General features: G+C 70.7%; 19 protein-coding genes. 12 read left to right on the top strand and 7 right to left on the bottom strand.

Going from position 1 to position 18838, the window contains the following annotated elements:
* The first annotated feature begins 1 nt into the window (after window position 1).
* From KTR66_RS12210 to KTR66_RS12200, 3 genes are read left to right on the top strand one after another with little or no spacing between them, the layout of a single operon-like run.
* The gene (locus KTR66_RS12210) at window positions 2–691 is read left to right on the top strand and encodes a uroporphyrinogen-III synthase (RefSeq protein ID WP_371819111.1); all 690 of its coding nucleotides are present in this window, start codon (window positions 2–4) and stop codon (window positions 689–691) included.
* On the top strand, window positions 688–1821 hold the full coding sequence (locus tag KTR66_RS12205; protein WP_213612877.1) for a hypothetical protein: 1134 nt from the start codon (window positions 688–690) through the stop codon (window positions 1819–1821). The genes KTR66_RS12210 and KTR66_RS12205 overlap by 4 nt, the downstream gene beginning before the upstream one ends.
* Window positions 1821–3071 carry a heme biosynthesis HemY N-terminal domain-containing protein gene (locus tag KTR66_RS12200; RefSeq protein WP_213612876.1) on the top strand — a complete coding sequence of 417 codons (1251 nt, stop codon included), beginning with the start codon at window positions 1821–1823 and terminating at the stop codon, window positions 3069–3071. Before KTR66_RS12205 ends, KTR66_RS12200 begins: the two co-directional genes overlap by 1 nt.
* A 147-nt stretch (window positions 3072–3218) precedes the next feature.
* Here KTR66_RS12200 and KTR66_RS12195 read toward each other — a convergent pair whose 3' ends face one another.
* Window positions 3219–3491 carry an usg protein gene (locus KTR66_RS12195; RefSeq protein ID WP_213612875.1) on the bottom strand — a complete coding sequence of 91 codons (273 nt, stop codon included), beginning with the start codon at window positions 3489–3491 and terminating at the stop codon, window positions 3219–3221.
* Window positions 3492–3782: 291 nt separating this feature from the next.
* Between KTR66_RS12195 and groES the strand changes: the two genes are divergently transcribed.
* From groES to KTR66_RS12170, 5 genes are all read left to right on the top strand, one after another.
* On the top strand, window positions 3783–4073 hold the full coding sequence (gene groES, locus KTR66_RS12190) for a co-chaperone GroES (RefSeq protein WP_213612874.1): 291 nt from the start codon (window positions 3783–3785) through the stop codon (window positions 4071–4073).
* A gap of 45 nt (window positions 4074–4118) precedes the next feature.
* The gene (gene groL, locus KTR66_RS12185) at window positions 4119–5765 is read left to right on the top strand and encodes a chaperonin GroEL (RefSeq protein ID WP_213612873.1); all 1647 of its coding nucleotides are present in this window, start codon (window positions 4119–4121) and stop codon (window positions 5763–5765) included.
* 321 nt (window positions 5766–6086) lie between these two features.
* Window positions 6087–6290: a cold-shock protein gene (locus tag KTR66_RS12180; protein WP_213612872.1), complete on the top strand. Its 204-nt coding sequence runs from the start codon at window positions 6087–6089 to the stop codon at window positions 6288–6290.
* Window positions 6291–6405: 115 nt separating this feature from the next.
* Window positions 6406–7140 (top strand): VIT1/CCC1 transporter family protein, encoded by a 735-nt coding sequence (locus KTR66_RS12175; RefSeq protein ID WP_213612871.1) that lies wholly within the window; start codon window positions 6406–6408, stop codon window positions 7138–7140.
* Window positions 7141–7214: 74 nt separating this feature from the next.
* Complete coding sequence (locus tag KTR66_RS12170) at window positions 7215–9416, top strand: bifunctional diguanylate cyclase/phosphodiesterase (protein WP_213612870.1); 2202 nt, start codon at window positions 7215–7217, stop codon at window positions 9414–9416.
* Between the two features lie 126 nt (window positions 9417–9542).
* On the opposite strand, the gene KTR66_RS12165 is transcribed toward KTR66_RS12170, so the two are convergent.
* The 3 genes from KTR66_RS12165 to KTR66_RS12155 all read right to left on the bottom strand — a co-directional run bounded on the left by KTR66_RS12165 (window position 9543) and on the right by KTR66_RS12155 (window position 12426).
* A complete protein-coding gene (locus KTR66_RS12165) occupies window positions 9543–10430 on the bottom strand; it encodes a prephenate/arogenate dehydrogenase family protein (protein WP_213612869.1) in 888 nt (295 codons plus the stop codon).
* 123 nt (window positions 10431–10553) lie between these two features.
* Window positions 10554–11642, bottom strand: a complete 1089-nt coding sequence (gene hisC / locus KTR66_RS12160; protein WP_213612868.1) for a histidinol-phosphate transaminase — start codon at window positions 11640–11642, stop codon at window positions 10554–10556.
* Window positions 11643–11646: 4 nt separating this feature from the next.
* Window positions 11647–12426 (bottom strand): chorismate mutase, encoded by a 780-nt coding sequence (locus tag KTR66_RS12155; RefSeq protein ID WP_213612867.1) that lies wholly within the window; start codon window positions 12424–12426, stop codon window positions 11647–11649.
* A 78-nt stretch (window positions 12427–12504) separates the two neighbouring features.
* Here KTR66_RS12155 and KTR66_RS12150 point away from each other — a divergent pair, with 78 nt between their 5' ends.
* The 4 genes from KTR66_RS12150 to phbB all read left to right on the top strand — a co-directional run bounded on the left by KTR66_RS12150 (window position 12505) and on the right by phbB (window position 15664).
* Window positions 12505–13653, top strand: a complete 1149-nt coding sequence (locus KTR66_RS12150) for a homoserine O-acetyltransferase (RefSeq protein WP_213612866.1) — start codon at window positions 12505–12507, stop codon at window positions 13651–13653.
* A gap of 14 nt (window positions 13654–13667) precedes the next feature.
* Window positions 13668–14204 (top strand): DinB family protein, encoded by a 537-nt coding sequence (locus tag KTR66_RS12145; RefSeq protein ID WP_249732080.1) that lies wholly within the window; start codon window positions 13668–13670, stop codon window positions 14202–14204.
* A gap of 35 nt (window positions 14205–14239) precedes the next feature.
* The gene (gene metW, locus KTR66_RS12140) at window positions 14240–14839 is read left to right on the top strand and encodes a methionine biosynthesis protein MetW (RefSeq protein WP_213612944.1); all 600 of its coding nucleotides are present in this window, start codon (window positions 14240–14242) and stop codon (window positions 14837–14839) included.
* Window positions 14840–14941: 102 nt separating this feature from the next.
* Complete coding sequence (phbB, locus tag KTR66_RS12135) at window positions 14942–15664, top strand: acetoacetyl-CoA reductase (protein WP_213612864.1); 723 nt, start codon at window positions 14942–14944, stop codon at window positions 15662–15664.
* Window positions 15665–15709: 45 nt separating this feature from the next.
* On the opposite strand, the gene KTR66_RS12130 is transcribed toward phbB, so the two are convergent.
* From KTR66_RS12130 to KTR66_RS12120, 3 genes are all read right to left on the bottom strand, one after another.
* Entirely contained in the window at window positions 15710–16681 is a 972-nt protein-coding gene (locus KTR66_RS12130) for a tripartite tricarboxylate transporter substrate binding protein (protein WP_213612863.1), read from the bottom strand.
* 74 nt (window positions 16682–16755) lie between these two features.
* A complete protein-coding gene (locus KTR66_RS25185) occupies window positions 16756–17739 on the bottom strand; it encodes a GGDEF domain-containing protein (protein ID WP_213612862.1) in 984 nt (327 codons plus the stop codon).
* A 163-nt stretch (window positions 17740–17902) separates the two neighbouring features.
* Entirely contained in the window at window positions 17903–18829 is a 927-nt protein-coding gene (locus KTR66_RS12120) for an AEC family transporter (protein WP_213612861.1), read from the bottom strand.
* Window positions 18830–18838 lie beyond the last annotated feature (9 nt).

Genomic DNA, 18838 nt, shown 5'->3' with positions numbered 1-18838 from the left:
CGTGAAGGGCGGCGTTCTCGTCACCCGGCCCGAACCGGGCGCGGCCGAGACCGCCAGGCGGCTGAGCGCGCTGGGCTTCACGCCGGTGCTGGCGCCGGCGCTGCTGCTGGCGCCACGCCCGCTGGCGCCACCCGCCCACGCCCAGGCCCTGCTCCTGACCAGCCGCGCGGCGGCGCGTGCGTTGACCCCCTGGGCCATCCGCGTGCTGGCGGTGGGCACGGCGACGGCCGAGGCGGCGCGCGCTTCTGGCTTTGCCGATGTGCGCGCTGCGGGCGGTGATGCGGCGGCGCTGGCGGAACTTTGCGCCGAGACCCTGCGCCCCGCCGACGGCCCGCTGCTGCTGGCGGTGGGCGAGGGCTATTCGCTCGACCTCACGGCGCTGCTGCGGGCGCGCGGCTTCCGGGTGATCCGCCGCGTGGTCTATGCGGCGCGCGAGGCGACCACCCTGCCGGAGGCGGCAAGGGCCGCGCTGCTGGCGGGCCAAGTGTCACACGCGATGTTCTTCTCGCCCCGCAGTGCGGCGTGTAGCGTGGCGCTGCTCACGGGCGGCGGATTGGCTTCGGCGCTCCAGGGCATCGAGGCGCTGGCGATCAGCCCGCGCGTGGCGGCGGCGCTGGAAGGGGTCTCCTGGCGGGGCCTTCGCGTGGCGGCGCGGCCGGACCAGGACCATCTCTTGGAGCTGCTGCCATGACCCGCAAGCTCGATCCCGCCTGGGTGGCGCTGCTGGGCGCGGGGCTGCTGCTGGTGCTGGCCATCCTCTGGCTGCTGAGCGGGCGCACGCCGCCGGCGCGGACGGATGAACGCGTGGCGGCGGCCGAGGCGCGGATCGCGCAGCTCGCGGCACGCCCGGTGGTGGAGCCGGCGGCGCTGGAGGCCGCGCTGACGCGTCTGGCGGCAGCCGAGGCGACCATCCGCCTGCTGAGCGACCGCCCGGCGGGCGACCCCGTGGCGCTGGCCGCGCTGGAGCGGCAGGTCGCAGCGGATCGCGCGGCCGGGCAAGTGGCGTTGCAGGAACGCATCGCGGCGCTGGAGACGGCGCTGACGCAGCGCATCGCCCAGGCGACGGCGGCGGTGGAGGCGGCCGGGACGGCGCGGCTCGATCAGCGCCTCGCCGCGCTCGAGGCCAGTATCATCGCGCGGCGCGAGGCGGCGGAACAGGCGCTGGGCGCGCGCGTCGCGCAGCTCGATCAGGCGCGTCTGGCGGGCGAGGCGAGCCTTGGCCAGCGCGTGACCAATCTGGAAACCGGGCTGCTGCAGCGCCTCGCCGCGCTGGAGGCGCTGGTCGCGCAGCGCGTCGCGGCCATGGAGGCGCAGGCGGCGCAGCGGCTGGCGCCCGTCGAGCAGGCCTTGCAGCGCCTCGCGGCGGCCGAGGCGCGGACCGAGCGGCTGGCGGCCATTGATGCGCTGCGCGCGCTGCTCGATGCCGGGCAGCCGCTGGCGCCCGCGCTGGCGCGGTTGGGTCAGACGGCGCCGCCGGCGCTGGCCCGCTTCGCCACCACTCCGCCGCCGACGGAGCCTGCGCTGCGCCTCGGCTTCGAGGAGGCTTTGCGCCAGGCACGGGCGGTGGCGCAGGAGGGCACGCTGCCCCGGCTGAACAGCCTGCTCACCATCCGCCGCGGCGAGGAGGTGGTCTGGGGCGATGCGACCGAGGTGAATGTGGAACGCGCCCGCCGCGCGCTGGAGGCGGGGGATGTGGAGGGCGCGCTCGGCCATCTCTCGCGCCTGCCGGAGCCGCTGCGCCAGGGCCTGCGCGCCTGGCTGGAAGAGGCGCAGGCCCTGGCCCAGGCGCGCTTCGCGCTCAGGGCGCTGGCCGGCGGCTGATGCGGCTGGTCCTCAAGCTGCTGCTGGTGCTGCTGGCGGGCTTCGCCGGCGTGATCTGGCTGATGGAGCTGGGCGGCAGCGTCGAGATTCGGCATGGCGACCTCTGGATCGGGGCGCCGCTGGCCGCCGCGCTGATCCTGCTGGCCTTGGCCTTCCTGCTGCTGCACGCGCTGCTGCGGCTCTGGTCCTGGCTGCTGGCCTGGCCCCTGCGGCGGCGGTTGCGGCTGGAGCGGGCGCACCGGGCCGAGGGCGAACAGGCGCTGACACGCGCCCTGGTGGCGCTGGCGGCGGGCCGGGCGGAGGCGGCGCGGATCGAGGTGACGCGGGCGCGGCGGCTGATGGGCGACAGCCCGCAATTGCTGCTGCTGGCGGCCGAGGCCTCCCGCGCCGAGGGGGATGAGGCCGCCGCCGCCGAGGCCTTCCAGGCGCTCGCGGCCCAACCCGAGGCGCGCTTCCTCGGCCTGCGCGGGCTGTTGCGCCAGGCGGAAGCGCGGGGCGACTGGGATGCGGCGCGCGAGATCGCGGCCGAGGCGCAGGCGGTCGAGCCTGAGGCCGATTGGCTCCGCGCCGAGCGGTCGGAGGTGGCACGGCGCCGGCAGGATTGGAGCGAGGCGCTGGCGCTCTCCGGCGCGGATGCGCCCCGTGCCGCACTCAGCCTCGCCGCCGCCCTGCAGGAGCGTGACCCGGTCCGTGCGGCCGAGCTGGAGCGCCAGGCCTTCCTGGCCGAGCCCGGCTTCGCGCCAGGCGTCATCGCCCATGCGACGCGGCTGCTGGATGCCGGGCAGCAGCGCCGGGCGCGGGGGGTGCTGCAGCGCGGCTGGAATGCGGCACCGCATCCGGGCATCGCGGAGCTGGTGCTGAGCCTGGACACGGACCGCATCCGCCGGGTGCGGCTGGTGGAGGAATTGACGCGCCACACCCCCACCCATCCGGAAAGCCGGCTGCTGCGCGCGCGCATCGCCTTCGAGGCTGGGCTGACCGGGCGCGCGCGGCATGAGCTGACCCTCTGGCGCGAGACCGGGCAGGCGGACCAGCGCTGCTACGCCCTGCTGGGCGAGGTCGAGCGGGCCGAGCACGGGCCGGATGCGGCGCGCGAGCGCGAGGCAGGCTGGCTGCGCGAGGCGGCGATGGCCCCGGTGCCACCGGTCTGGCGCTGCGGGCATTGTGGGGCGGAGCATTCCGAATGGAAGCCGCTCTGTGGCGCCTGCGGCACGGCGGGGGCGATCACCTGGAGTGGCGCGGGGAAGTAAGCCCCCAGGCGCGCCACGCGAAGGATGTGGGTTGCGACAATGCCGAATCCGGCCGCACGTGCGGCCGGCGGAGCGCTTCAGCGATCCGAAGCCAAGCGCGCGGGCGCGCGCGCCCGGCGCCTGAGGGCGCAAAAAATCTCTGGGCGGTTAATGCAACAAAAACACCCCGTTGGCGTATTTCAGGTCCGCCGGGCGGATCAGGGCGGCGCTGGCCACGCGGACGGAGTGGAGCGGCCCTTCGATTTCGCGCTTCCAGTAGTCCAGAAAGCGGGTCAGTTCGGGAAAACTCGGCGCCAAATCGTGCTTCTGCCAGATGAAGGTCTGAAGAACGCCCGGGTGGTCGGGCATGTGGTAGAGGATTTCCGCCGTGGTCAGGCGCCAGTCCTTTTGGCGGACCATGGGGGAGAGAACATCCAGCATCAGGCAGCCTCCGTCAGGGTCGTCTCCAACCCGCGGGACCGGCTGATCCTCCGGCCGGCCCGTTGCTCGGGCTGGTCACGTCATGAGGCTGACATGATCGGAAGCGGCTTCGCTAGAAAAATCTTTTGTGGAATCAGGTGATTAGCACTCGCACTCGAAGAGTGCTGCCATCCGCCTTGACTCTGGCCGAGGCCCCGCCTAACTCCCTGGCACTCCTCGCCAGTGAGTGCCAACAGGCGCCGCACGCGGGGAGGTTCCCATAGCCTGACTCATCAGGAGGAAAGAACCGACATGAAGTTCCGCCCCTTGCACGACCGCGTTCTCGTTCGCCGCATCACGGCCGAGGAAAAGACCGCGGGCGGCATCATCATCCCCGACACCGCCAAGGAGAAGCCGCAGGAGGGTGAGGTTCTGGCCGTTGGCGCCGGCACCATCAACGACAAGGGCGAGGTCCGCCCGCTCGACGTGAAGGCGGGTGACCGCATCCTGTTCGGCAAGTGGTCCGGCACCGAGGTGAAGGTCAACGGCGAAGAGCTGCTGATCATGAAGGAATCCGACGTGATGGGCATCGTCGAGGCCTGATCGGCCCGCACGACCATCGCTTTCAACCCCATATGAGGTGATCAAATGGCTGCCAAAGACGTGAAGTTCGGCGCTTCGGCGCGTGAGAAGATGATCCGTGGCGTGGACATCCTGGCCGACGCCGTGAAGGTGACGCTGGGCCCCAAGGGCCGCAATGTCGTGATCGACAAGTCCTTCGGTGCGCCCCGCATCACGAAGGACGGCGTGACCGTCGCGAAGGAGATCGAGCTCTCCGACAAGTTCGAGAACATGGGCGCCCAGATGGTGCGCGAAGTGGCCTCGAAGACCAACGACATCGCCGGTGACGGCACCACCACCGCGACCGTGCTGGCCCAGGCCATCATCCGCGAGGGTGCGAAGGCGGTTGCCGCCGGCATGAACCCGATGGATCTGAAGCGCGGCATCGACAAGGCGGTCGCCCAGGTCGTCGCCGAGCTCGAGACCAAGACGAAGAAGATCACCACCTCCGCCGAAGTCGCCCAGGTCGGCACCCTCTCCGCCAATGGCGAGAAGGAAATCGGCGAGATGATCGCCTCCGCCATGGAGCGCGTCGGCAATGAGGGCGTGATCACGGTCGAGGAAGCCAAGAGCATCCAGACCGAGCTCGACGTCGTCGAGGGCATGCAGTTCGACCGCGGCTATGTCTCCCCGTATTTCATCACGAATGCGGAGAAGATGATCGCGGAGATGGATCAGCCCTACATCCTGATCTTCGAGAAGAAGCTCTCCCAGCTGCAGCCGATGCTGCCCCTGCTCGAGGCCGTGGTGCAGAGCGGCCGTCCGCTCGTCATCATCGCCGAGGACGTGGAAGGCGAGGCGCTGGCCACGCTGGTGGTCAACAAGCTGCGTGGCGGCCTGAAGATCGCCGCCGTGAAGGCGCCGGGCTTCGGTGATCGCCGCAAGGCGATGCTCGAGGACATCGCGATCCTGACCGGCGGCCAGATGATCAGCGAGGACCTCGGCATCAAGCTCGAGAACGTCACGCTGGCCATGCTGGGCAAGGCCAAGACCGTCCGCATCGAGAAGGAGAACACCACGATCGTCGATGGTGCCGGCTCGAAGGACGAGATCAACGGCCGCTGCGAGCAGATCAAGGCGCAGATCGAGGAGACCACCTCGGACTACGACCGCGAGAAGCTGCAGGAGCGCCTGGCGAAGCTCGCCGGTGGCGTGGCCGTCATCCGCGTCGGTGGCAGCACCGAAGTGGAAGTGAAGGAGCGCAAGGACCGCGTGGACGACGCGCTGCATGCGACGCGCGCCGCCGTTCAGGAAGGCATCGTGCCGGGTGGTGGCACCGCGCTGCTGCGCGCCTCGACCAACCTGGCCTCGCTGAAGGGCCTGAACAACGACGAGCAGGTCGGCATCGAGATCGTCCGCAAGGCGATCCAGGCGCCGGTGAAGCAGATCGCCGCCAACGCCGGCAAGGACGGCGCGGTGATCGCGGGCGAAGTGCTCCGCTCCAGCGAGTGGACCTTCGGCTATGACGCCCAGCTCGACGAGTACAAGGACCTGGTGAACGCCGGCATCATCGACCCGACCAAGGTCGTGCGCACGGCGCTGCAGGACGCGGCCTCGGTCGCCTCGCTGCTGATCACCACGGAAGCCATGGTGGCCGAGCGTCCGGCGAAGCCGGCGGCGCCCGCCGGCGGCCCGGGTGGCGGCATGGGCGGCATGGGCGACATGGACTTCTAAGAAGTCCTTCGCTCGACGCGAAACGAGAGGGGCGGTCCGCAAGGGCCGCCCTTTCTTTTTGCGCCACGCGTGCCGTGCATGGCAGCAGGCCGACCGGTTTTGTTTGACTTCGCCGGGGCGATCTGCGCTTGTGCGCCTCACCTTCGTCTTGCCGTGCCGACCCCAGAAGCTCTCTTCAGACCCGCTGGATGTGTACCCGCCGGACAACGCGTGCCCCTGCCGGGAAAGGTGCGGGCGATCAGCGCGTGTTCTGCGAAGTCCGGCTGGAGTGGGTGATATGCGCCGGAGATTCCCGCGCGCAGGATTTTGGAGAATAAGCGGATGGCTTCTGGCACCGTGAAATGGTTCAACGCCACCAAGGGTTACGGCTTCATCTCGCCGGCCGGCGGTGGTTCCGATGTGTTCGTGCACATCACGGCGGTTCAGGCCGCCGGCCTGCAGGGCCTGAAGGACGGCCAGCAGATTTCCTACGAGCTGGCGGAAGAGCGCGGCAAGACCTCCGCGGTCAACCTCAAGGCCGGCTGAATTCGGCGATCCCTCCGGGATCGCGGATGATGAAGGGCGCTCCGCAAGGGGCGCCCTTTTTTCGTGCGCCACGCGAAGGTTTCGTCACGCGGCGTGGATGAGGTAGAACCGCGCGATGGACCACCCCGCGCCCCACCCCTATCGCGACGGATTGCCGCCCGCCCCGCCCGGCCCGCCGGAGGGCGAACAGCACGCGCTGCTGAGCCGCGCGGAAGTACCCTTCCTGACCGGGCTGGCGCAGGGGCCGGTGCTGCCGCTCGCCGTCATCATCGGCCTGCTGGCGGGGGGCATCAGCGGGCCCGCGCTGCTGGCGGGCGGCCTCGCGGCGCTGGGTGCGGGGGCGGTGGTCGCCGCGCTGGCGCGGTACTTCGCCGTGCTGGGCGCCACAGAGCGCTACGCGGCCGAGCGCCGCCGCGAGGAAGCCGAGACCGAGGAATACCCCGAGCGCGAGCGATGGGAGGTCGCGGCCGTGCTGCACCGCTACGGCCTGCGTGGCGATACGCTGGCCCGCGCGGTGGAGGCCATCGCCGCCGACAAGCGCCGTTGGGTGGATTTCATGATGCGCTTCGAGCTTGACCTGATCGAGCCGCAACCGGCCCGCGCGGCGCAGGAGGCGGCGGCGCTGGCCGTTGGTCAGGCGATGGGCGGCCTCCTCCCGTTGCTGCCGCTGATGCTGCTCGATGCGCCGGGCGCCTGGCCCTCGCTGCTCGTGACGCTCCTCGGCGTGGCGCCGGCGGGTTGGTTGCTGGCGCGGGCGGAGGGGCAGGTGGCGGCCGGCGGCACCCTGCGCGCCCTCCTGCTGGGGGCCGGCGGCGTGCTGGCTGCATTGGCGCTCATCGCGCTGATCTGAGTCGGTTTTTCCCGAGTGGCTGCAAGGAAGGCTTAACCGGCCCGGGCGCTTTCTTCCGCGTGGAAGAGAGTGACATGCCCCATCCGCCGCGCCTGAACCTGCCGATCCTTCGCCTGGGCATCGCCCTGGTGGTTGGGGTGTTCCTTGGCCTTGCCTGGTGGTCGGCGCCGGCCTGGCTGTTTCTTCCTGTGCTGCCGTTCGCGCTCCTCGGCTGGTGGACCTGCCGCCTGCGCCGCGAGGTCGCGCTCTGGCGACAGGTCATGGCGGCCACGCCCTATCGCGTCTCCATCTACGCGGCCGATCAGCGCCTGGCCTGGCACAATGGCCGGCCGGGCCAGGGCTGGACGCGCCGCGTCGCGCCGCTGGGGCGGCATCCGCATCTGGTCGAGGTGATGCAGGCGCTGCTCGCCCACCTCCCGCCGCGTGAGCGCGCTGCCGAAATGGCCCGCCGGCTGGACAAGCATGCCCATGCGGTGGGTGAGCCCTTCGAGGTGCTGACAGGCGAGGGCGGCTGGGAGCGTGTGCGCCAGACCCGGCTGCCGGGTGGCGAAGTTGCGGTTTTCGCCGTGGATATCTCCGCCGTGAAGCGCGGTGAGCTGGCGCTGGCGGAATCCGAGGGGCGACTGCGCGCCCTGCTCGAAATGGCGCCTGTCGGCATCTGGCAGCTGGATGGTGAGGGGCGGACCGTCTTCGCCAATCGCCGGCTGGTGGCGCTGTTCGGCGCGGAGGCCCCGCCAGGGCTGGCGGACTCCGGCCTCCTGCTGACCTCGGCGCCCGATCCGGATGGGCCCTTCGGCTTCAGCACGGAGATGGAGAGCGAGGCATGCCTGACCCTGCCCGGGCAGGTGGATCGGCGCCTGCGGATCGCGGCCTCCCCCTGGGTCTCGGCCGCCCATGCGGCGACGGGCGATCCGGCCGCGGAGTTGCGCGGCTGCATCCTCTCGGTGCTGGACGTGACGCCGCTGAAGGCCGCGCAGGAGCAGATCGAGCAGTTGGTCGAGCGCGATCCGCTGACCGGCCTCATCAACCGCGGCACTTTCAGGGCCGCGCTGGAGGAGATGCTGGCTGCGGAGCGGCGCGGCGTGCTGGTGCTGGTCGATATCGACCAGTTCAAGGCGGCCAATGCCCGCCACGGCCAGGCCGTCGGCGATGCGCTGCTGGTCGAGGCGGGCCGGCGCCTGCGCGAGGGCGTCCGCCCGGGCGATCTGGTGGGTCGCCTGGGCGGGGATGAGTTCGCCGTCCTCGCCTTCGGCGCAGGGCATGAGGGCGCGGCCGCGCTGGCCGAGCGCCTCCGGCAGGCCCTGCGGCGCCCCGTGGAGATCGGCGGCGCGGAATGGCCCTTGTCCGGCAGCTTCGGCGTCGCCTGTGCGCCTGAGCATGGAGTTGAGGCGGACCAGTTGCTGCGCGCGGCCGACCTTGCGCTCTTCGAGGCGCGCGGCGCCTCCGGCGATGCGGTGGCCCTGTTCGAGCCCGCGCTGCGCGCGCGGGCCGAGCAGCGGGCCGAGTTGCGCGAGGCGTTCGGCGAGGCGTTGGCCGCGGGCGAACTGGAACTGCATGTGCAGCCTCAGCTTGACCTCGAGAGTGGGCGCATGGTCGGCGCGGAGGCGCTGATCCGCTGGGACAGCGCCCGGCTTGGCCGCACGGTGCCGCCGGCGGAGATGCTCGTGACGGCGGCCGAGGCGGGCTTGATGCTCGAGCTGGATCGCTTCGTCCTCAACCGCGCGGTGGGCCTGCTGGCCGCCTGGGGGACGCGCCCCGAGGCACCGCTGAATCTCGGGATCAACATCTCGATCGCGACGCTGCATGACCCGACCTTCGCCGCTGAAGTGGCCGAGGCGCTGACCGCGGCCGGGGTGCCCCCGGAGCAGCTGGAGATCGAGATTCCCGAGGATCTCGCGATCCGGGACCTGCCGGGGGTGGCGCGCACCCTGGCCGCGCTGCGGGAGGTGGGGGTGCCACTCGCCCTGGATGATTTTGGCGGCGGGCATTCGGGCCTGCCACATGTGGTGCGGCTGCCGGTGCAGCGGCTGAAGCTGGATCGCTCGATCACGGCAGGGCTGCCCGATGACCCGAAATCCTACGCCGTGCTGCGGGCGACCATGGCCCTGGCGCGGGGCATGGGGATCGAGGTGATCGGCGAGGGTGTGGAGACGGAGGAGCAGGCCTTGGCGCTGCGCCGGGCGGGTTGCCACATCATCCAGGGCTGGCTGGTGGCCCGCCCGATGCCCCCGGAGGCACTTGTGCCGCCCGCGCCGAAGCTGCTGGCGCGCGCCTGAGAGCGTCTGCAGAACCATCCGGCCGCATGGCGGCCGGCGCCGCCCAACAGGTCTATGGGCCCAGCGCGCCTCTGGCGCGGCGAAGCCAAGCGGCCGGAGGCCGCGCCCGGCGCCTGAGGGCGCAAACTAAGCCTGCTTGCGCTCGATCAGGCTGTGGCGGATCTTGCGGCCGCGCTTGATGCGGTCCTCGATGAAGCCGGCCTCGCCCCAGCGGATGGCGCGGCCGAAGGCCTGCGCGTCCTCGGTGAAGCGGGCCAGCATTTCCAGCACCGCCTCGCGGTTGTTGAGGAAGACGTCGCGCCACATGTTCACATCGCTGCCGGCGATGCGGGTGAAGTCGCGGAAGCCGGAGGCCGCGAATTTCAGCACGCTCTCGCGGGTTTCCTCGCTGAGGTCGTCCGCCGTGCCGCAGATGGTGAAGGCGATGAGGTGCGGCAGGTGGGAGACGATGGCCACCACCTTGTCATGCGTGACGGGGTCCATGCTTTCGATCATGGAACCGCAGCGGCGCCAGAGTTCGCGCACCTTCTCCACGGCCGCGGGGTCGGTGCCCTCGGTCGGCGTGACGATGACGTAGCGGCCTTCGAAGAGCGTGGGGAAGCCGGAATCGGGGCCGGAGAACTCGGTGCCCGCCATGGGGTGGGCGGGCACGAGATGCACGCCGGGCGGCAGCAGCGGCGCCACGTCGCGGATCACGGAGCCCTTGGTGGAGCCGACATCGGTGAGGATGGCGCCGGGCTTCAGATGGGGCGCGATCTTCGCCATGACCTGCCCATAGACGCCGACGGGGACGCAGAGGATGACGCAATCGGCATCGCGCACGGCGGCAGCGAGGTCATCCTCGACGCGGTCGGCGAAGCCCAGCTCCCGCACGCGGTCGCGCGTGGCCTGGCTGTTGGCGGTGACGATGACCTCCCGCGCGAGGGCGTGGCCCTCGCGGTTGCGCCGCGCGATGGAGCCGCCGATGAGGCCGGCGCCGATCAGGCAGAGCCGATCGAAGAGGGGCTCGGTCACGGGCGGGAACCGCCAGCCCAAGTCAGGCGCCGTGCCACGAGAATCCGGGGCGAATAGCCGAGGCGGAATGCTTCAGCATTCCGAAGCCAAGCGCGCGGAGCGCGCGCCCGGCGTCTGAGGGCGTCAAACATCACGCATGAATTCGGTCAGGCCCTCGATCACCATCTGGCATTCCTCGGCCGTGCCGATGGTGATGCGCAGGCAGGTGGGAAGGCTGTAGCCGCCGACGCCGCGGACGATGATGCCGCGCGCGCGCAGCGCCGCATCGGCGGCCTTGGCGCGCGCCGCATCCTCGAAATCGGCGAGGATGAAGTTGCAGGCGCTGGGCCAGACCTTGATGCCCGCGGCCTGCAGGCCCGCCACGGTCTTGGCGCGCCACTCCGTGTTGTGCGCCACGCTGCGCTCGATCCAGCCGGGCTCGGCCAGAGCCGCGATGCCGGCGGCCATGGCGGTGGCGTTCACGTTGAAGGGGCCGCGGATGCGCGCCAGCACATCGGCCACCTGCGGCGGCATATAGGCCCAGCCGAGGCGCAGGCCGCCCAGGCCGAAGATCTTGCTGAAGGTGCGCGTCATGACGGTGTTGCCCGAGGCATCCACCAGCGCCTGACCGGGATCGTAATCGGGATCGGTCACGTATTCCGCGTAGGCGGAATCGAGGATCAGCAGGATGTCGTCGCGCAGGCCGGCGCGCAGGCGCTTCACCTCGCTCTGCGGCAGCAGCGCGCCGGTCGGGTTGTTGGGGTTCACGAGGCAGACGAGCTTGGTGCGCGGGCCGACGGCGGCGAGCATCGCGTCCACATCGGCGAGCAGGTTCTTCTCCGGCACCTTGATGACGCGGCAGCCGGCATAGCGGCCGGTCAGGTCATACATCACGAAGCCGTGCGCGGGCATGATCAGCTCGGTGCCCTCGCCGCCATAGGCGAGGATCAGGTAGGCGATCAGCTCGTCCGAGCCATTGCCGCAGACGATGCGCGCGGGATCGAGGCCGAACTTGGCGCCGATCGCCTCGCGGATCTTGGTGGCACCACCATCCGGGTAGCGATGCGCCTCGCGCGCGCTGGCAATGATCGCCTCCTGCGCCATGGGTGGCGGGCCGAAGGCGCCCTCATTGGAGGAGAGCTTGATGATCCGGTTCACGCCCGGGATCTTCGACTCGCCACCGACATAGGGCTCGATGGAGAGGATGGAGGGGCGGGGGAGGAGCGCGTTCATGGCGTTACTTGGTCCCTCGTTCGGGAATGGCATAGCGGCCGAGAATGGTGGCGCCGGCGGGCGGCGGCTCCAGTGTCTCGACCAGGGCGCGGGTGAAGCCGGCGCCGCGGCGCATGATGAGAACGCGGCCCGCGCCGCAATGGGCGGCGAGCGCGGCGCGGCTCGGCTCGCCCGGCATTTCGACGCGCAGCAGCGTGGCGTCGCGGCCCGAGGGATCGGCCGGGTGCAGGCCGATCACGGCCGCCTCCAGCGGCGGCTCGCGATCCGAGACGAAGGGCAGGCGGGCGATGACGGAGAGGTGCGCGGCATCGAAGCGCGTCCACCATTCCTCGGCCGTGTTGTCGCTCTCGCGCGGCCAGGGGAGGACGGCGATGCTCGCCTCGCGGTGGCCGAGGGCGGCGAGTGCCGCGCCGAGCGAGGGGTGCTGGCGCTGCGGCGTGGTGACGCCGAAATGCTCGGCGGCGAGGCGCGCCAGTGCCGGGTCGGCCGGCAGCGCCACGCTGAAATTGCCCTGCTGCGCGATGGAGCTGGCGAAGAGCTCGCGCCACAGGCGGACCAGGGCTGGGCGCGGCAGGGGGCCGGAATGGCGCGCCAGCAGGCGGCGGAGGATCGCGGCCTCCCGCCCCGGGCGCAGGACGGTGCCGGCGGGCTTGGCCTGGCTGGCACTCAGGCGATGCACCACCTCGGCGCGGCGCATCAGCAGGTCATGCATCGCGTCGTCGAGGCTGTTGATCTCGGCGCGCAGCGCCTCCAGCGTGTCAGGGTCGGGCTTTGGTTCGGACATGGGTGCGGAAGGCATAGCGGCGCCCGGGCCGCGCGCCAAGTTGCCCCGGCGCGGGGCAGGCCCTATCTCTGCGCTTCCATGAATGAAATCGCCCCCTTCCCGGAGGTCCAGCACCAGCGCGCGGTCCTGCCTGAGGGACTGACGCTGGATTGCGGCGCGGTGATCCGGCCGCTCGCCGTCGCCTACCGCACCTATGGCACGCTGAACGCGGCGCGCAGCAACGCGATCCTGGTCTGCCACGCCCTGACGGGCGACCAGTATGTGGCCGAGCGCCAGCCCGTCACCGGCAAGGGCGGCTGGTGGGAAGCGATCATCGGCCCGGGCAAGCCGGTGGATACGGACCGCTTCTTCGTCATCTGCGCCAATGTGCTGGGCGGCTGCATGGGCTCGACCGGGCCGCGCGAGGAGATGACGGATGAGAACGGGGTGCCGCAGGGCCGCCCCTGGGGCACGGATTTCCCGACCGTCACCATCCGCGACATGGTGCGCGCGCAGAAGAAGCTGGTGGAGCATCTGGGCATTGAGCGCCTGCTGGCCGTGATCGGCGGCTCGATGGGCGGGATGCAGGTGCTGGAATGGGCGGCGACCTATCCGGAGAGCGTCTTTGCGGCGGCCCCCATCGCCTGCGCCACGCATCATTCGGCGCAGAACATCGCCTTCCATGAGGTGGGGCGCGCGGCCATCCATTCCGACCCCGACTGGAAGGGCGGGCGCTATTGGGAGGATGGGCGCATCCCGGCGCAGGGGCTCTCGGTCGCGCGCATGGTGGCGCATATCACCTACCTCTCCGAGGCGGCGCTGACGCGCAAGTTCGGCCGCCGGCTGCAAGGGGCGAGCGCGCTGACCTTCCTGGAGGACGTGTTCCAGGTGGAGAGCTATCTGCGGCACCAGGGCAGCACCTTCGTGCGCCGCTTCGACGCGAATTCCTATCTCACCATCACGCGCGCCATGGACTACTTCGACCTGGCGAATGAGCATGGCAGCGTGGCCAATGCCTTCCGCGCCACGCCGACGCGTTTCTTCGTGGCGAGCTTTTCCTCCGACTGGCTCTTCCCGACGAGCGAAAGCCGCGCCCTGGTGCGCGCGCTGAACGCGGCGGCGGCGCGGGTCAGCTTCGTCGAGATCACGACCGACAAGGGGCATGACGCCTTCCTGCTGGACGAGCCCGAATTCCATCGCGCGCTCGGCGGTTTCCTGGCGGGCGCGGCGGCGGCGCTGGCCGTATGAGCGGCGCGCTGTTGATGCGCGCGCAGGCGCGCAACAATGCCTGGGCCAACCACCGGCTGCTCAACTTCTGCGCGGGGTTGTCCCAGGCGGAGTTCGAGCAGCAGCGGATGGGCTTCTTCCCCTCGCTGCGCGCCACGCTGAACCACATCCTCATCATCGACCATTTCTACGTGGATGCGCTGGAGGGTGGCACGCTCGGCCCCGCCGCCTGGGCCGACCGGGAGCCGTGCCGCGATGTCGCAAGCCTGCAGGCCGCGCAATCGGCCGTGGATGACCGGCTGATCGCCTGGTGCGAGGCGCTGCGCGATGAGGAGATGGGGCGCATCATCGAGGTGCAGCGTGGCCATCGCGTGCAACGCGAGCGGGTGGACCGGCTGCTGCTGCACCTGTTCCAGCACCAGATCCATCATCGCGGCCAGGCCCATGCGATGCTGGGGCGCGCCGCGCCGCAGCTCGACGAATTCTATTGCTGGGGCGAGGCGCATCTGCGCGCGCCCGAATTCGCGGCCCTCGGCTGGTCCGAGGATGATCTCTGGGCGGAGCGACGCTGATGCGCGACGGCACGATCCAATACGTCGCGAAGAACATGCGCCTTGATCTGCGCCTGATCGCGGAGATGATCCCGGAAGGGGCGCGCGTGCTCGACATCGGCTGCGGCGACGGCGCGCTGATGGCGCACCTGGCCAATGAGAAGAACGTGGATGCCCGCGGCATCGAGATCGACATGCGCGAGGCGACGGAAGCCGTGGCGCAGGGCCTCGCCGTCATCCATGGCGATGCGGACAATGACCTCGCCTTCTATCCCGACGGCGCCTTCGACTATGTGGTGCTGAGCCGCACGCTGCAGGCGGTGGAACGCCCGCGCGAGGTGCTGCGGCAGATGCTGCGCATCGGCCAGCACGCGATCGTGAGCTTCCCGAATTTCGGCCATTGGGAGGTGCGGCTGAAGCTGCTGCTGGGCGGACGCATGCCGGACACAGAGACCTGGTCCCGCCCCTGGTACGAGACGCCCAATATCCACCCATGCACCATCCTCGACTTCTTCGCGCTGGCGGAGCTGGAGGGCTATGTGATCGAGCGCTGGCTGGCGGTGGATGAGCGCGGGTTGAAGGCCCCGTGGAAGCGCTCCGTGCGGCTCGCCAATTTGTTCGGACAGCAGGCGCTGTTCCAGCTGCGCCGCAAGTAGCCGGTTGGTTTCTGTGGCGCGCGCTGTCGGCGCTTGTTACAGATCAAGGCGGGCGGCCGAAACAACCGTCACAGGACAAGCAGATCCCAGGGAGGGTTGCATATGGCGCGAGTTGCATTGGTGACGGGTGGTCAGCGCGGTATCGGCGCCGCGATCAGCGAGGGGCTGAAGGCCGCCGGGCGCAAGGTCGTTGCCAGCTATGCCGGGAATGACGCGGCCGCCGCCGAGTTCACGGAGCGCACCGGCATCCCCTGCATCAAGTTCGACGTCTCCGACTTCGAGGCCTGCATGGCGGCCGTGGCGAAGGTGCAGGCGGAGCATGGGCCGATCGAGATCCTGGTGAACAATGCCGGCATCACGCGCGATGCGATGATGCGCAAGCTGACGCGCCAGATGTGGGACGACGTGATCGATACCAACCTCGGCTCCTGCTACAACATGTGCAAGGCCGTGTGGGACGGCATGAGCGCGGCCAAGTTCGGCCGCATCGTGAATATCGGCTCGGTGAACGGCCAGGCCGGGCAGCTCGGCCAGGTGAACTATGCGGCCGCGAAGTCGGGCATCCATGGCTTCACCAAGGCGCTGGCCCAGGAAGGGGCGCGCAACCAGATCACGGTGAACGCGATCGCGCCCGGCTACGTGGACACCGAGATGGTCCGCGCCGTGCCGGCCGACGTGCTGGAGAAGATCGTCGCGCGCATCCCGCGCGGGCGGCTCGGAACCGCGCAGGACATCGCGCGCGGTGTGGTGTTCCTGACGGCGGATGAGGCGGATTTCATCACGGGCTCGACGCTGTCGATCAACGGTGGCCAGCATATGTATTGAGGCCGCCCGGGCGCGCCGCATGGCGCGCCCGAAGCGTTGCGCGGCTCACCCGTCGAGCCGGATGCCCAGCTCGCGGATCAAGGGGCGCCAGAGCGCGTTCTCGGCCTGGACGAAGGCGTTGAACTGTGCCGGCGTCCAGGGCTGATACTCGATGCCGAGCGTGGTCATGCGCGCGGTGATTTCGGGTGACTGGATGGCCGCGATCATGTCCGTGGACAGGCGCTGGATGATGGCGGCCGGCGTGCCCACCGGCACCGACATGCCCTGCCAGCCATAGGCGACGGTATTGGCGTGGCCGAGCTCGGCCATGGTCGGCACGTCCGGCGCCTGGGGGCTGCGCGCATCGCTCAGCACGGCCAGCGCGCGGACGCGGCCGTCGCGGATGAAGGGCAGGCCGGTGGCCGTATCGATCACCACCGAATCCACATTGCCTGCCAGCAGGTCCTGCATGGCGGCGGGGCCGCCGCGATAGGGCACATGCGTGGCTTCGAGGCCGGTGCGGCGGCGCACCAGCTCCATCGCCAGATGGTGCGGCGAGGCCACGGCTGGCGTGCCATAGGTGGGTGCGCGGGTGCGCGCGGCAGCCAGGAAGTCCGCAAAGCTGCGTGGCGAGCCCTCGGGCCGCACCACGATGTAGAGCGGGAAGCGGCCGATGAAGCCGATGCCGGTGAAGTCCGTATCCGGGTTCAACGGCATGCGCGAGAAAAGCGCCGGATTGTAGGTCAGGATGCCGTTGTCCACATGCATCCAGGTGTAGCCGTCGGCGGGTGAGCGCGCGACCATCTCGCTTGCCAGCAGGGCGCCGCCTCCGGGCCGGTTCTCCACCACCACGCTCTGGCCGAGGCGTGCGGCCATCTGGGCGCCGATCAGCCGGGCGAAGGTGTCGGACGCGCCCCCCGGGGGATAGCCGACCACCCAGCGCAGCGGCCGGTCGGGGAAGCTCTGCGCCCGCGCCGCGGCGGGGATGGAGGCAAGCGCCAGCCCGGCTTGGGCGAGGCGGCGTCTGGTAAAGGGCATGGCGGGCTCTCTCATGCGATGGACGGCTGGACCCATCATGCGGCCCGCCGCGCCCCCTTCCAAGGGTGTTTCCCTCAGTTCCAGACGCTTTCCGCCTTGGGCGGGGGCGGATCGCTGCAGGCGCGGTTGCGGCCGCCGCGCTTCGCCTCGTAGAGCGCGGCATCGGCGCGGGCGATCAACTGCGCCGGGCGCTCGCCCGGGATGGCCATCGCCACACCGAAGGATGCGGTGACGCTGATGCGCGCCCCACCCTCCGGCAGTTCCACCGCGGCCTGCGCGATGCGGCCGCGGATCTGCTCGGCCATGTTCATCGCTTCGCGCAGCTGGCTGCAGGGCAGCATGAGGCTGAACTCCTCGCCGCCGAAGCGGGCCGCGACCGCGCCCTTGGGTGCCGCCTCGCCCAGGATGTCCGCCAGCCGGCACAGCACCTGGTCGCCCGCCGGGTGGCCATGCGTGTCGTTCACCGCCTTGAAGTGGTCGAGATCCACCATGAGGAGGGCCGTGGGGCGCTGCCCTGCCAGCTGCTCCCGCAGGGCCTGGTCGAAATGCCGGCGATTGGCGAGGCCGGTCAGGGGGTCCGTGCCGGCCTGGCGCCGCGCCTCGGCCAGCTCGTGGCGCAGCTCCTGCGTCTTGCGGGCGGTCTCGGCCAGGTTGCGGGCTGCCGCCTCGCTCCGGCGCGAGACCTCCAGCGTCTCGGCCGCCAGGCGGCGCAGCAGGGCGTTGAGGGATTCGGGCTCCCCGCCCATGCGGTCGGAGGCCTGGGCGAGCGTGCCGCCATAGCGCAGCGCGTCCTCGCGCGTGTCCTGCACCAGCCCGATGGCCTCGTGCACCGCCACCTCGAGCCGTGCCGCCACCTCCCGCAGCGAGAGCGCCTCATGATCGGCGGTGAAGAACTGCACGTGCAGCTCCTCCATCACGGCCTGCGTCACGCGAGGTTGCGCCGCGAGCTGACGTTCGAGCTCGGCGCGCAGGCCGGGGGCGGAATCGCCGTGGTAGCTGAACCAGACCAGGTAGTTGGCCGGTGTCGGCGAGAGGCCGTGCTCGAGCATGGAGCCCATGGCCGCATGCGCATGGAGCAGGGTGGGATCCTTGCGCGGGGCTGGGTGCGGACGGGATGGGGCGTGGTGCGTCGCGGTGCTGTGCATGTGGGGCGGCGGGGTCCTCTTCTCCGCCGCCTTGCTACCGGGTGAGGGATGAACATTGCGTTGCCCGCCCGGGCGCTCAGCCCAACCCGGTCATATGCTTCACCAGCAGCAGCCAGAGCGGCAGGCTGATGATGGCCAGCGCATGCTCGGTGGAGGTGATCGCGGCCATGAGCGGCGCGTCCCCCCCCATGGCGCGGGCCATGACGTAGGAGGTGGCGGCCGTCGGCAGCGCCATGAAGAGCACCGCCATGGCGATGGAGAGCGGCTCCAGCCCCAGCCAGAGGCAGAAGGCGAGCGTGAGTCCCGGCATGATGATGAGCTTGAGCGCCGAGGTGACGAGCTGCAGCGGCAGCCGGTCCGCCATGGCACCGAGGGAGAGCGCCGCACCCACCGCCAGCAGGCCGAGTGCCACCGAGGCGCGGCCGAGCGATTCCAGCAAGGGCTTGAGGCCCGGCGGCAGTCCGCCGGCCCAGGCCACCGCGAAGCCCACCACGCAGGCCAGCATCAGCGGGTTCAGCAGGATCTGGCGCAGCACCGGCCAGGGCTGGAAGCGGCGCCCCCCGCCGGCCGCGAAGGCGGTGTTGGTGACGAACTGCACGAAGGGCACGATCAGCCCGGTGGCCACGGCGCCGAGCGCGATGCCGGGCGCGCCGAACAGCGCGCCGGCCACCGCGAAGCCGATCAGGTTGTTGAAGCGGATGCCTCCCATCAGCACGCTGGTCATCGAGGCATGTGGCTGGCGGAAGCTGCGGGCAATCAGCAGCGAGGCCGCGGTGCCGATCCCGAGCGCGGTCCAGATCGCCACCATCATGCCGAAGACCGGTACCTCGCCCAGCTTCACCGAGCCGATGGCGGCGACCAGCAGGGCGGGCAGCAGCACCCAGAAGATCAGGCGCTCAATGCCGGCCCAGATCGCGTCCTCGCGCAGCAGACGGCGCTTGAGCAGCGCACCGAGTGCCAGCAGGCCGAAGGCGGGGACGAAGGCGTCGAGATAGGCGATCATCGCGCCCGA

This window comes from Roseococcus sp. SDR, from assembly GCF_019083995.1.
Classification (GTDB): Bacteria; Pseudomonadota; Alphaproteobacteria; order Acetobacterales; family Acetobacteraceae; genus Roseococcus.
This window is presented reverse-complemented; position numbering and strand designations above follow the sequence as displayed.

Excerpts from the sequence above, each read along its gene's own strand:
- KTR66_RS12205 (WP_213612877.1), top strand. The coding sequence starts at position 688 with ATGACCCGCAAGCTCGATCCCGCCTGGGTGGCGCTGCTGGGCGCGGGG.
- KTR66_RS12200 (WP_213612876.1), top strand. The coding sequence starts at position 1,821 with ATGCGGCTGGTCCTCAAGCTGCTGCTGGTGCTGCTGGCGGGCTTCGCC.
- KTR66_RS12195 (WP_213612875.1), bottom strand. The coding sequence starts at position 3,491 with ATGCTGGATGTTCTCTCCCCCATGGTCCGCCAAAAGGACTGGCGCCTG.
- groES (WP_213612874.1), top strand. The coding sequence starts at position 3,783 with ATGAAGTTCCGCCCCTTGCACGACCGCGTTCTCGTTCGCCGCATCACG.
- groL (WP_213612873.1), top strand. The coding sequence starts at position 4,119 with ATGGCTGCCAAAGACGTGAAGTTCGGCGCTTCGGCGCGTGAGAAGATG.
- KTR66_RS12180 (WP_213612872.1), top strand. The coding sequence starts at position 6,087 with ATGGCTTCTGGCACCGTGAAATGGTTCAACGCCACCAAGGGTTACGGC.
- KTR66_RS12175 (WP_213612871.1), top strand. The coding sequence starts at position 6,406 with ATGGACCACCCCGCGCCCCACCCCTATCGCGACGGATTGCCGCCCGCC.
- KTR66_RS12170 (WP_213612870.1), top strand. The coding sequence starts at position 7,215 with ATGCCCCATCCGCCGCGCCTGAACCTGCCGATCCTTCGCCTGGGCATC.
- hisC (WP_213612868.1), bottom strand. The coding sequence starts at position 11,642 with ATGAACGCGCTCCTCCCCCGCCCCTCCATCCTCTCCATCGAGCCCTAT.
- KTR66_RS12155 (WP_213612867.1), bottom strand. The coding sequence starts at position 12,426 with ATGTCCGAACCAAAGCCCGACCCTGACACGCTGGAGGCGCTGCGCGCC.
- KTR66_RS12150 (WP_213612866.1), top strand. The coding sequence starts at position 12,505 with ATGAATGAAATCGCCCCCTTCCCGGAGGTCCAGCACCAGCGCGCGGTC.
- KTR66_RS12145 (WP_249732080.1), top strand. The coding sequence starts at position 13,668 with ATGCGCGCGCAGGCGCGCAACAATGCCTGGGCCAACCACCGGCTGCTC.
- metW (WP_213612944.1), top strand. The coding sequence starts at position 14,240 with ATGCGCCTTGATCTGCGCCTGATCGCGGAGATGATCCCGGAAGGGGCG.
- phbB (WP_213612864.1), top strand. The coding sequence starts at position 14,942 with ATGGCGCGAGTTGCATTGGTGACGGGTGGTCAGCGCGGTATCGGCGCC.
- KTR66_RS12130 (WP_213612863.1), bottom strand. The coding sequence starts at position 16,681 with ATGCCCTTTACCAGACGCCGCCTCGCCCAAGCCGGGCTGGCGCTTGCC.
- KTR66_RS25185 (WP_213612862.1), bottom strand. The coding sequence starts at position 17,739 with ATGGGCTCCATGCTCGAGCACGGCCTCTCGCCGACACCGGCCAACTAC.
- KTR66_RS12120 (WP_213612861.1), bottom strand. The coding sequence starts at position 18,829 with ATGATCGCCTATCTCGACGCCTTCGTCCCCGCCTTCGGCCTGCTGGCA.